Genomic DNA, 12,834 nt, shown 5'->3' on the forward strand with positions numbered 1-12,834 from the left:
ACTGCACGCTTTCGTCGTCTGTCTGGAACTTGTCGTGCGCTTTTTCTCTCTTCTGCCGCTGCTACTGGTATCTTTGCCCGCCTTCGCCAGCGGGAAATGCTCGCTGACCGATCCATCGCTCACGCTGCAAAGCTATCGCGTCGATCCGCAGCGCGAGCGCATTGTGATGTACTGGCAAAAAGAGGACGGCAAAGCCTGGGGGTCGCTGCGCTCGCTGCTGGCGGATATCGACCGCAACGGGCAGGTGCAGATGGCGATGAACGGCGGAATTTATGATAAAGCCTACGCGCCGCTGGGGCTGTATATCGAGAAAGGCCGGCAGTTGATCCCGCTTAACCGCGCCTCCGGCGGCGGCAACTTTTTTATTCGTCCCGGCGGGGTGTTTTATCTGCGAGGGCAAAACGCGGGAATTGTCAGCATTGATAAATTCAAGCCGTCGCCAGCCATTCAATACGCCGTGCAGTCGGGGCCAATGCTAATTGAAAACGGCAAGATCAACTGGCGGCTGAAGCCGTCCGCCAGCTCGCGCAAGCTGCGTAACGGTGTGGGCATCAACGGCGATGGCAAAGTGGTATTTATGCTCAGCGAGCGCGAAACCAATTTCTACGATTTCGCCTGCTACGCGCAATCCAGGCTCAACGTGCGCCAGATGCTCTATCTCGACGGCACCATTTCGAAGATGTACCGGAAAGGCGGCAGCGTGCCGTGGCAGTACCATCCGTTCGTCACCATGATCGCGGTGGAGAGCAGATAGTCTTAATAACATCGTCTGCAGGGAGTAGCCCCGGGGAGATTTTTATGCCGCTGTGGATATGCCTCTGAAACGACGTGATATGCAGCGATGCCCTGGCCCCCGCTGAAATCGGCGAACCGGAGGGCCGAAGACAAGGGCTGGCCGCCAGGGATGGCGGACAGAGGCGAATCGAGACACGACAAAATTGCCTGGAGCAATTTTGAACAGCGCTTGCGCTGGCCCCGTAGGGGCGAGTCCCAGGGATGGGACGAGTAAGGTCGAGTTGAGCCGACCGCAGGCTGAGGTCCGGGAGGTGAGCGCAGTGCGTAGCACCGATTTCTTTGCGGGACCGCGGAGATTGTAAAGGGGGAGACGGTTTTCTCCCCCTTTACCCGTTCACCTACCGCGGTGAGACATTTTCTGCGGAATAATAGTGAACGGAACCCCTCAACACCGTCCCGGAGGCGGCGCTTGACGCGCCTGTCCGGGCTACCAGGTCCGGGCCACCTACATCCGGCGGTGCGCCCACTCGCGCAGGCGCTGGAACAGCACGTACAGCGACGGAATAAACAGAATGCCGATCGCCGTCGCCACCAGCATGCCGCTGAACACCGTGGTACCGATAATCCGCCGGCTCTGCGCCCCGGCGCCGGTGGCGAGCATCATCGGCACAATCCCGATGATAAAGGAGACCGCCGTCATCATCACCGCGCGGAAGCGACGGGTAGCCCCTTCGCGGGCGGCGTCGACGATCGACATCCCCTCTTCACGCTTCGCCCGGGCAAACTCGACGATCAAAATCGCGTTTTTCGCCGCCAGCGCGATCAGTAGCACCAGCCCTATCTGCACGTACACATCGTTGGCATAACCGGCCCACCATAGCCACAGCAGGGACCCGCCGATAGCGAACAGCACCGACAGCATCACGCTCGCCGGCAGCGTCCAGCTCTCATACTGGGCGACGAGAAACAGCCACGCCATCGCCACCGCCGCCAGCACGATCCATACCGCCTGGTTACCGGTCTGCTGCTCCTGCCACGAGATGCCGCTCCAGGCATAGTCATAACCGTGCGGCAGATTCGATTGTAAAATCTGCTCCATCACCGCCATCGCCGCCCGACTGCTGACGCCTTCAGCCGCCGAACCGCTTATCGATACCGACGGGAACTGGTTATATTGCTGAATAAACGGCGCGCCAACCGTTGGCGTAATCGTCACCAGATTACTCAGACGCACCCGCTCGCCGCTGTCGCTACGCACGTAAAGCTCGCTAATCTGCTCGGCCCGCTCGCGCCACTGCATCTCATTTTGCATCACCACGTGGTAGACACGATTATTGATGCTGAAATCGCCGGCGCGGGTGCCGCCAAACGCGGTCTGCAGGCTGCTGAAAATTCTTGCCACCGGTACGTTCAACCGGGCCGCCTGGTCGCGATCGACGGTGAGCGTCAGCTGCGGCACATTGCTGCTCCAGGTGGTAAAGACCCGGCTAAGCTGCGGATGCTGGTTGGCCATTCGCAGGACCTGATGGGTGACCTGCTCCAGCTCCGCCGGCGATTGTCCAGCCTGCGCCAGAATGCGTAAATCAAATCCAGAGGCGTTGCCCAGCCCCGGCAGCGTCGGCGGCGCAAAAGCCATAATCGTCGCTTCCGGCAGCCCCAGCAGCTGGCCCTGTAGTTTTTCCATCACTGCGTCCAGCGGCGGCCGCTGATGCCACTCTTTCAGCATCACGGAGATAAACCCGCCGTTCGAGGCGCTGGTGCCGTTGAGAATATTAAAACCGGACACCTGAATCACATCCTCAACCGCCGGGTTCCTCAACAGCAGCTCCCGCGCCTGGGCCATCACCGCCTCGGTACGCTCCAGCGAGGCGGCTTCTGGCAGCTGCACGCTGGCAAAGAAATAACCCTGATCTTCCTGCGGCAGAAAGCCTTTCGGCATTGTGGTAAAGCTCAATACCACCAGCCCTGCCGCGGCTACCGTCGCCGCCAGCGCCAGCCAGGGGCGACTGTTCATGCCCCCGACCAGACGCCCGTAGCCGTCCCGCACCGTATCCAGACCGCGGTTAAAGCCGCGCCAGATGGCGGCAGGCCGCTCCGGACGCGGACGCAGCAGCAGCGCACACAGCGCAGGCGTCAGGGTCAGCGCCACCACGCTCGACAGCGTCACCGCCGTCGATAAGGTGACCGCAAACTGGCGATACAGCTCGCCAACGATCCCCGGCAGCATTGCCACCGGCACGAACACCGCCAGCAGCACCAGGGTCGTGGCGATCACCGGCCCGGCGATTTGCCGCAGCGCTTCGGCGGTTGCGGCGCCGCGATCCAGCCCCTCCGCCATTTTTGTTTCCACATTCTCCACCACCACGATAGCGTCATCTACCACCATCGTCAGGGCGAGGATAATCGCAAACAGACTCAGGGTATTGGCGCTGTAGCCCAGCGCGTAGAGCACCGCGAAGGTACCGATAAGCGACACCGGGATGGCCAGCGCGACTATCAGCGTCGCCCGCCAGCTCTGCAGGAACAGGGAGACCACCACCACCACCGCCAGCAGGGTCAGCGCCAGCGACACGCCGATCTCTTTGATCGTCGCCGCAACAAAGCGGGTGGTATCAAACTTCACCTCCCAGGTGAGATCCGCCGGGAAGCGCGCATGCAGCCGGGTCAGCTCGGCGCGTACCGCAGTAGCGACCTGCAGCGAGTTAGCGGTGGGCGTCGGGTAGATGCCGAGATAGGCGGAGTCTTTGCCGTTGAGCTGCGCGCCGGAGCTGTAGCTGCGAGCGCCCAGTTCAATAGTCGCCACGTCGGACAGGCGTACCAGCTGGCCGCGTTCGCCGCTGCGAACCACAATTTGTCCGAAACCGGCGGCATCGCTTAATCGCCCAATACCGTTGATGGTCAGCGTTTGCTGCTGGCCGTTAAACACCGGCGGCGTGCCTACCTGCCCCGCCGCGCCCTGCACGTTCTGCTCGCGCAGCGCAAGGGCAATATCGTCGGTCGTGATATTCAGCGCGTTCATGCGGTCGGGGCGCAGCCAGATGCGCATGCTGTAGTCGCGCGCGCCGAACATCTGCACTTCCCCGACGCCGGGAAGACGCGCCAGCGCCTCGCGCACCTGGGTGCTGGCGTAGTTGCTGACAAACAGCGGCGACAGGGTGCCGAGCGGAGAGTAGAGACTCACCCCCATCAGCAGGTTTGTCGCCCGCTTTCGCACCTGTACGCCGTTCTGCTGCACGTCGGCAGGCAGCTGCGCCACCGCCTGCGACACGCGGTTCTGCACGTCGATTGCGGCTAAATCGGCGTCGGTTCCGGCAGCAAAGGTCAGGCTCAGGCTGTAGGTCCCCTCATCGGAACTGGTGGACTCCATGTACAGCATATGATCGACGCCGTTGAGCTGGGTCTCCAGCGGCGCGGCAATAGCTTCCGCTACGTCCGCCGCGCTGGCGCCAGGCCAGCTGGCGCTAACGTTGATGACCGGCGGCGTAATCTGCGGATACTGCTCGACCGGGATCAGCTTTAGCGAGACCGCGCCGACAAAGGTCATCAGCAGGGCAATCACCATCGCAAAGCGCGGGCGTCGGATAAAAAATGTCAGCATCCCCTCTCCCTTATTCACTCAGCAACTGAATGGCCGCGCCGTCACGCAGGCGCTGGGCACCTTCCGTCACTACGCGCTCTCCCGCTTTCAGGCCATCCGCCACCACGAAGCTCTGGCCATGCTGACCGCCGGGCGCTAAACGGCGCATCGTCACGGTGTTGTTCGCCGTTACGACCCAGCAGTAAAAGCCCAGTGCATCCTGCTGTAGCGCAGAGGCCGGGATCATCGGGCTCTCCTTAAGTTGCTGCGGACGGAAGAAAACCGTGACGTTGCCGCCCGGCAGTAAACGGTGCTGCGGGTTAGCAAATTCAGCGCGCAGCGCCACGCTGGCGGTGCGGCTATCAATACGGTTATCAACGGAGGTCAGGACGCCGTCTTCACGCCGTCCATCCAACTCCACCTGCGCCAGCCACGCCTGCTTCATCGCGGCGATATCCGTGTGCTGCCCTGCTTTCGCGAAAAAGGCGGATTCATCGAGCGAGAACGCCACGCGAATCGGATCGAGCTGGACCACTTCAACCAGCACGCCGCTGGCGGGATTGACCAGGCTGCCGACGTGAAAAGGACTATGGCCGACGCGCCCGCTCACCGGCGAGGTAATGCGGGTATAGCCGAGCGTTATCTGCTGGGCGGTAATGCGCGCCTGCGCCTGCTCTACGGCGGCGGCGGCGACATCGCGCTGCATCTGCGCGGTATCCACGTCATGACGGCTGATAGAATGGTTATTTTTCAGCTGCTGATAGCGGCTCAACAGCTGCTGGGCCTGGCGCAGGGAAGCCTGCGCGCTTTTCAGTTCGGCCTGTGCGAGCGCCAGCGCGGCTTTCGGCTGGGCGTCATCCAGCGTAAATAGCGGCTCGCCTTTTTTGACGTACTGCCCATCCTGGAAATGGCGCTGCACGATCGTCCCTTCGGTACGGGCGCGAACGTCGACGGCGTGAATGGCCTCAACGCGGCCGGAGATTTGCCGTTCATCGGCATGCGGCGCTTGTTCAACGGTGGCAACGCGCACCGGAATGGCCGGCGCGGCGGCGGCGATAAGCGCGTAGCCTGCCAGGCCGCAGGCCAGCAGGGCGGAGCGGATGATCTTGTTCATGGGGAATTCCTTACGACGATGCGGCGTCCCTTCCCCGCAGGAGAAGGGACGCCGGACGGGTCAGACACGCTACGCGGCTTTGCGGAAACGACGAGTCAGGCGCTTCTCAACTTCCACCACCAGGAACATCGCGATACCGATGACCAGGGTGATGAACCAGTAGCGCAGCGGCAGCCCTTCGGTGCCAAACATCGTCTGCATCACCGGTACGTAGATGATGACCAGCTGCATCAGCAGCAGCACGCCGCTCACCAGCCAGATGCCTTTGTTACGCAGAAGCCCCATATTCAGCGAGAAGCTGTCGCTGCTGCGGCAGTTAATCATGTAGACCCACTGCGCGGTGACCAGCATCTGCAGCAGGACGGTGCGGATAAACTCCGGGCTGTGGCCGCGCGGCGCCAGCCAGGCTTCAAGAATAAAGGCGGCGACGGCGATCATCGTGCCGACGAAGGCGACGCGCCAGACGGCGAAGGCATCCATGACGTGCTGGCCGGTTTTACGCGGCGGTCGGTTCATGGCGTTGCGCTCGGCGGCTTCAAACGCGAGGCCAAAGGAGAGCGTGGCGGAGGTGGCCATGTTCATCCACAAAATCAGTACCGGCGTCAGCGGGATAATGTTCCCCGCCAGCAGGGCGATGATAATCAACAGCCCCTGCGCCAGGTTGGTCGGCATGATGAACAGAATGGTCTTTTTCAGGTTATCGTAGACCCGGCGCCCCTCTTTGACCGAGCTGGCAATAGTGGCAAAGTTGTCATCGGTCAGGACCATATCGGCGGCCTCTTTGGTCACCTCAGTGCCCTTAATGCCCATGGCGATCCCGACGTCGGCCTGACGCAGCGCCGGAGCGTCATTGACGCCATCGCCGGTCATGCCAACCACTTCACCGTTATCCTGCAGCGCTTTCACCAGGCGCAGCTTGTGCTCCGGGCTGGTGCGGGCAAAGATATCGAACTCCACGGCGGCTTTCGCCAGCTCGGCGTCATCCATGTGCTCCAGCTGGTAGCCGGTCATCGCCTGGCTGCTGTTGGTGATCCCCAACATCTGGCCAATGCTCATCGCCGTCTGCGGGTGATCGCCGGTAATCATCTTCACGCGGATCCCCGCGTTCTGGCAGGCGTGGATAGCGTCGATCGCTTCCGGACGCGGCGGGTCCATCATTCCGGCAATGCCGAGGAACACCAGCCCTTCGCGCAGATCGTCGTGGGTCAGCGTGGTGCTGCCGACGTCAGCCGGTTTGTAGGCGGCGGCGACCATACGCAGGCCCTGGCGGGCAAAGCGCGCCATCTCCTCTTCCCAGTACTGCGGCTCAAACGGCACCGCCCCCTGCTTGCTCATCTGCTGGCGGCACAGGGCAAAAATCACGTCCGGCGCGCCGGTAATCAGCACCTGCTCGACGTCGCCCATTTTCTGGTGGGTCGCCATGTACTTGTACTGCGAGTCGAACGGGATTTTCGCGACCAGGCGGGCATCGACGGGCTCCAGCCGCGCTTTCGCCGCCAGCACCTTCAGCGCGCCTTCGGTTGGCCCGCCGGTAATGCCCCACAGGCCGCGCTCGTCCTGAATCATCTGGCTGTCGTTACACAGATCGATGGTGCGCAAATAGGTTTCCAGCACGCTGCCCGGTTTAATCTGCACCGGCTCGTTGCTGCCTTCCAGGCAGATGTTACCCTGAGGCTCGTAGCTGTCGCCTTCGACGCGGTAGCAGCAGTCGGCGGTGATGATCGCTTTAACGGTCATCTCGTTCATCGTCAGGGTGCCGGTTTTATCCGAGCACACCACGGTCATGGCGCCCAGGGTTTCCACCGTCGGCAGTTTGCGGATTATCGCCCGCTGACGCGCCATTGCCTGTACGCCCAGAGAGAGAATAATCGAGATAATCGCCGGTAAGCCTTCCGGCACGGCGGCCACCGCCAGGCTAATCAGGGAGAGCAGCAGCTCGCCGAGAGGAATATCGCGCAGCGCCAGGCTGAAGACGAACAGCGCAGCCATCATCGCCAGGATGATAACGAAGATCGCTTTACCGAGCTTATCCATCTGCACCAGCAGCGGCGTACGGTGCTTTTCAATGCCCGCCATCATCTGGTTGATGTGGCCGAGTTCGGTATCCTGGCCGGTTGCGGTCACCACGCCAACGCCGCCGCCGGCGCTGATGGTCGTGCCGGAGAAGAGCATATTGGTACGGTCGCCCAGCGGCAGTTCGCCTTCCAGCGCGTCGGTGGTTTTATCCACCACCGTCGACTCGCCGGTCAGAATGGCTTCTTCAACCCGCAGATTATGGCTCTCAATCAGGCGCATATCGGCCGGCACGCGGTCGCCCGCGCGCAGAATCACAATATCGCCCGGCACCAGGTCGCGGGTCGGGATGGTTTCGTGTTTACCGCTGCGCTGCACGCGCGCGTCGCTGGAGAGCATATTGCGGATGCCCTGTAGCGATTTTTCGGCATTGCTCTCCTGGATATGGCCGATCAGGGCGTTGATCACCGTGACGCCAAGAATGACAAGGGTATCGACCCAGTGCCCCATAACCGCGGTGAGCGCGGCGGCGGCCAGCAGGACGAAAATCAGGACGTCGTTAAAGTGGGCAAGGAAGCGCAGCCAGGCTGGCTTGCCTTTTTTCTCCGGCAAGGCGTTCGGGCCGAAGGTCTGCAAACGCTCGGCGGCTTCAGCGGCGCTGAGCCCGTCGACATGGCTTTTTTTCTGCGCCAGCACCGCATCAACCGTCTGCTGATATGCCCGGCGTGGCGCGACATCCCCTGAGGGGGTGGTATTATTAGTTTTGATCATTTTGGTCAAAATATATCTCCCTTAAAATTCCGTGAGGCGGAAAGCCTGGAATCATTCCGGGCCAATGAGAAAAATTTTAAACAGGCGGGAGATAATTTGAGCTTGCGCAATATTTAATCTCTCGCAAATACAAAATTTATGGTAAGTTAATTCTATAGAACAACTATTGCAGAATATTAATAAACCTAAACTAAACGAGGTCTACTATGTTTGGAATCTATCGCGGACGCCGCCTGGTGCTGTACATTCTGCTGGCCATTATTATCGCTACTCTGGTGGGATATAGCACCTATACTTTTGTAAAAGCGCTGGCTTAATAATGACGTTAATTTACATTAAAGCGTAATTAACTTAATCACAAATAAGCCCAAAATAATTAACAAAGAAATGAGTGAGAACGTTTAAATATAATACTTAAAGCGTATTTTAATTGCGTACGAAACGATATTGCATTGATTCCCTTTTTACCGGACAATATGTTTTTAACTGATGATTAACAAATAATGAAACATCCGCTAGAAACGCTCATGAGTGCCGCCGGCATTCTCCTGCTGGCTTTACTCTCCTGTCTGCTGCTGCCGGCGCCCTCGCTGGGTCTGACGCTGGCGCAGAAGCTGGTAGCGACGTTCCATCTGATGGATCTCAACCAGCTTTATACGCTGATCTTTTGCCTGTGGTTTTTAGCGCTGGGCGCCATCGAGTATCTGGCGCTGCGCTGGGTCTGGCGTCGCTGGTTCTCTCTTGAGCGCTAATCCGCTCAGGTCGCGCATACCGTTGATCAGGCCTTCGCACCAGGCGACATAATCGTGGCCGCTCGAGGAGGGATGAAAGCTCACCTTATATCCCTTCTCGCTCAGTACCCGCCCGAACTCAAGCGTATTGGCATAAATACCGCCGTCCGACCCGCGGGTCTCAAATCTTCCCGCCTGTAGCCAGAAACGGACCGGATAGCGCGGCGAGTGCTGATACTGTCGGGTCAGCCAGCTGGCTTCTTCCCCTTTCGGCGCCCACCAGTACGACCCGGACAGGCTCAGTACGTTGCCAAACTGCCGGGGATAGCGCAGCGCCACCCAGGACGCGGCCAGCCCGCCGTAGCTGGATCCTGCAACCACGGTTTTTTGCCGGGTCAGGCTGAGCCCCTGGCGGTTCAGCCAGGGCAGCAGCTCATGGGCCATAAAATCGGCAAAGTGCGGATTTGGCGGCAGCTCCTTTGCCCGCCGCGGATGATCGAGGCTATCGATAAACACCACGTTAATCGGCGGTAGCCTGTGGCTGGCGATCAGGGCGTCCAGCACGTTGGCGAAGCGGTATTCGTCCTGGTAAGTTTTACCGTCAAAGAGCAGCAGGGTCCAGCGCGCGGGCTGCGGCAAACGTGGGCGATAAATCATGACTTCACGCGCGTTTTGCAAAAAGTCGCTGCGCAGCTGATGGCGGGTCAGCGTCCCGTAGCGTAGCGGCTGCGCCATCCGCGGCGCCGAGCAAAAACGCGCGGGGTTAAGAGCCAGCAGGGAGTAGCGACTCCAGCGGTCGTGGGCGGCATTGACGCTATTCGGGTTTAGCGGGTCGGCCTGGGCGCTGACCAGAATAGCCCGCCGCTGCTCGCGCGCGCCGCCGGCTACCTGCGGCACATCCGGGGCCAGCTTATACTGCATTAAGGTATCGGCAGGTACGACGTAGCTACGAAACCAGACGTCAGAATCACCGAGACGAAACAGCGGATCGTGATCCCCCGCCGGCGAACCCAGAATAAACACGTTGCGGCTCGCTCCGCGCCACAAGAAGGTCACCCGCTTATGGCTGGCGTCCACCGATTCCACCATGGGCGTTCCCTCCAGTTCGCGCTCCCGCCAGAAAGTCGCCGTTGAGCCTCCCGCCGCCAGTTCCTTCTTCAGCAGCTGCAGGCGCGGGCTGACCGGGTCCAGCGTCTGGATTTTGGCCAGCGCGGTGGTTTCCCGCATCTGCCACTGAAAGCGCCAGCGGGCTCCTTCTTCACCGTGGAGCACCAGCGAGGAGGCGCGGTTTACCGGCAGAGAAAACAGCAGGGTTTGCTCGCCGTCCGCCGGGCCGCCCGCCAGCAGCGTGCGCAGACGGCGGTTATGTTCATCCAGCAGTCGGGCATCGGTAACGCCGGAGAGCGTCGCCGCGACGTAGTTCTCTCCTAGCCTGGGCAAGTCAAAACAGACCTCACCGCTGGCGTCGAACTTCCCCTCCAGCTCTCCCTGTAACGAAGGGGATTCACAGTTCATCGCCGCCGCCGGTAAAGCACTTAACCCCAGCAGCAGACCGCTCCACGCCGTTTTCATTGCCCGATAGTTCCTTGTAAGAATTTGTTAATAACGCTAATGCAAATAATAACTATTTGCAATAACATTAAGGCCGTTAATGATGACCGCTGAAGGATTCACTTCGATGAGGGCGGTTTTTGATGGCGATTTAACCAAGGAAAAATCATAAATATGTTTAAATATAATAAGATAACAGCATTATGGACTGCGACTCTGGCGGTATCTTCGATCGGGAATCAGGCGCTGGCGGCGGAGGAAACGCTTGTCGTCACCGCGGGCAGTAGCGAAGATCCTACAGCGCCGCTTAAGGGAATAGTGGCCACCAGGACGCTATCCGCGACAAAAACCGCCGCAGAGATCGTCAAAACGCCGCAGTCAGTATCGGTGGTTACCCGCGATCAAATGCGCGCGCTGGACGTCACCTCGGTATCCCAGGCGCTGCGCTATAGCGCGGGCGTTTTTACCGAATATCGCGGTTCATCTAACCGCAACGACGAGGTTTTCGTTCGCGGCTTTAGCTATGTGCCCAAGTTTCTCGATGGCCTGAGCTACGGCGCGACGGCCTCCTCGCAAACCGGTACTTTCGACCCGTGGCTGCTGGAACGCGTCGAGCTGGTACGCGGCCCGGCCTCGGTGCTGTTTGGCCAGGTAAACCCCGGCGGGCTGATCGCCATGACCAGCAAACGCCCTGTCAGCCAGCCGATTCATGAACTGCAGTTCCGCACCGGCAATCATCATCTTGCCGAAGGCGCTTTCGATTTTGGCGGCCCGCTGAGCGATGATGGCCGCCTGCTCTATCGTCTGAACGGGATCGCCCGTACCCAGAATAGCCAGGTTGAAGATTATAAAGAGACGCGGATGGCCATCGCCCCCGCCCTCACCTGGTATCCTGATGACGCCACGCGCATGACGTTATTAACCAGCTATCAGAAAGACCCGGATGCCGGTTACCGTAACTTCCTGCCGCGCTACGGTACGGTGGAAAGCGTCGACGGCAGCTATATTGCGCGTGATTTTAACGTCAGCGATCCCAGCTACAATCAGTCGTGGCGGGAACAAACGATGATTGGCTATGAATTTGAGCACCAGCCAGACGATACCTTTACTCTGCGCCAGAACGCCCGCTACGCCACCATCAAACAGAAGTATCGCTACCTGGTTTATTCCAGTAGCCCCGCCAACAGCTCGGTACTCTCCCGCCGCGCCCAGCATGAAACGCGCCAGACCGATGAGTTTGGCATTGATAACCAGCTCGAAGCAAAGTTTACCAGCGGCCAGGTGGCCCATACGGTGATTGGCGGTCTGGATTACAAAACCAGTAAAGATAAGCAGTATCTTGGCCGGGCCGGAGGCTCGCAGTACGATCTCGACTGGCGCAGCCCGACCTACGGCGTTAGCGTCGATGAAAGCGCCTTCAGCCCCGCCACTAATGAACAGCAAAATCTCGATCAGGCTGGGGTCTATGTTCAGGATCAGCTGAGCTGGCAGAACTGGGAACTGTTAGTTTCCGGGCGCTATGACTGGGCGGAAGTACGCACCACCGATTTTACCGACGCCAGCAGCACCCAGCAGAATGATAATAAGTTCACCTGGCGCACCGGCCTGCTGTACGCCTTTGATTCTGGTCTTTCCCCCTATATCAGCTACAGCACCTCCTTTGAACCTAACCTGCAAACCAACCGCGCGCCTGGCGTTGGACCGTTCGATCCCAGCGAAGGCAAGCAGGTGGAAGTCGGCGTGAAATACCAGCCTGACCCAAACGCGCTAATCACCCTTGCGCTGTATGATTTAACGCAAAGTAACGTCGCCACCTACAACAGCGCCGCCGGATGGTTTGAGAATAGCGGTAAAGTGCGTTCCAAAGGGGTTGAGGCCGAAGCGCACGCGACGCTCTTTGAGAATCTCAATCTGATCGCTTCATACACTTATACCGATGCAGAAACCGTCAACACTACCGTTGTCGGTACCGAAGGGAAAACGCCAGCGCGTATTCCGACCCATATGGCTTCAGCCTTCACCAGCTATACCCTGCCGGACGGCGCGCTGAAAAGCCTGACTGCGGGAGTGGGCGTACGCTATATCGGTACCAGCTATGGCGATGCGAAAAACACCTTTAAGGTTCCGGCGGTAGATCTGTATGACGCCATGGTCAGCTATGAATTGGGCGAGCTAAACTCGAGCCTGAAAGGCGCGCAGGTACAGTTCAACGTAAACAACATCGCGGATACCAGGTATGTGGCCTCCTGCGCCAGCGATAGCGCCTGCTTCTACGGCATTGGTCGGACGGTGACGGCAACGGTCAGCTACGCCTGGTAAGAACAGCCTCCGCCGGTTTCCCC

At 59.7% G+C, this 12,834-nt stretch carries 7 protein-coding genes; 3 read left to right on the forward strand and 4 right to left on the reverse strand.

Annotated features, from left to right (window positions below; genetic code table 11):
• Nucleotides 1-22: 22 nt before the first annotated feature.
• On the forward strand, nucleotides 23-754 hold the full coding sequence (locus ABLV11_RS13875; RefSeq protein WP_172438006.1) for a phosphodiester glycosidase family protein: 732 nt from the start codon (nucleotides 23-25) through the stop codon (nucleotides 752-754).
• Between the two features lie 486 nt (nucleotides 755-1,240).
• Here the strand turns inward: ABLV11_RS13875 and ABLV11_RS13880 are convergent, their stop codons facing one another.
• The 3 genes from ABLV11_RS13880 to ABLV11_RS13890 form a co-directional block, all read right to left on the reverse strand.
• Nucleotides 1,241-4,333, reverse strand: coding sequence for an efflux RND transporter permease subunit (locus tag ABLV11_RS13880; protein WP_023329410.1), 3,093 nt, complete (start codon nucleotides 4,331-4,333; stop codon nucleotides 1,241-1,243).
• Nucleotides 4,334-4,343: 10 nt separating this feature from the next.
• A complete protein-coding gene (locus ABLV11_RS13885) occupies nucleotides 4,344-5,426 on the reverse strand; it encodes an efflux RND transporter periplasmic adaptor subunit (RefSeq protein ID WP_023329409.1) in 1,083 nt (360 codons plus the stop codon).
• A gap of 69 nt (nucleotides 5,427-5,495) precedes the next feature.
• On the reverse strand, nucleotides 5,496-8,210 hold the full coding sequence (locus ABLV11_RS13890; RefSeq protein ID WP_094298950.1) for a cation-transporting P-type ATPase: 2,715 nt from the start codon (nucleotides 8,208-8,210) through the stop codon (nucleotides 5,496-5,498).
• A gap of 503 nt (nucleotides 8,211-8,713) precedes the next feature.
• On the opposite strand from ABLV11_RS13890, the gene ABLV11_RS13895 reads away from it, so the two are divergent.
• Entirely contained in the window at nucleotides 8,714-8,962 is a 249-nt protein-coding gene (locus tag ABLV11_RS13895; protein WP_004100000.1) for a DUF1158 domain-containing protein, read from the forward strand.
• On the opposite strand, the gene ABLV11_RS13900 is transcribed toward ABLV11_RS13895, so the two are convergent.
• Nucleotides 8,891-10,513 (reverse strand): alpha/beta hydrolase-fold protein, encoded by a 1,623-nt coding sequence (locus tag ABLV11_RS13900; protein WP_023329407.1) that lies wholly within the window; start codon nucleotides 10,511-10,513, stop codon nucleotides 8,891-8,893. The genes ABLV11_RS13895 and ABLV11_RS13900 overlap by 72 nt on opposite strands.
• A 153-nt stretch (nucleotides 10,514-10,666) precedes the next feature.
• Between ABLV11_RS13900 and ABLV11_RS13905 the strand changes: the two genes are divergently transcribed.
• Entirely contained in the window at nucleotides 10,667-12,811 is a 2,145-nt protein-coding gene (locus ABLV11_RS13905; RefSeq protein ID WP_348855358.1) for a TonB-dependent siderophore receptor, read from the forward strand.
• Nucleotides 12,812-12,834: the final 23 nt, after the last annotated feature.

The sequence above is a fragment of the Klebsiella sp. GW_Kp181 genome (assembly GCF_040062315.1).
Taxonomy (GTDB): domain Bacteria; phylum Pseudomonadota; class Gammaproteobacteria; order Enterobacterales; family Enterobacteriaceae; genus Klebsiella; species Klebsiella oxytoca.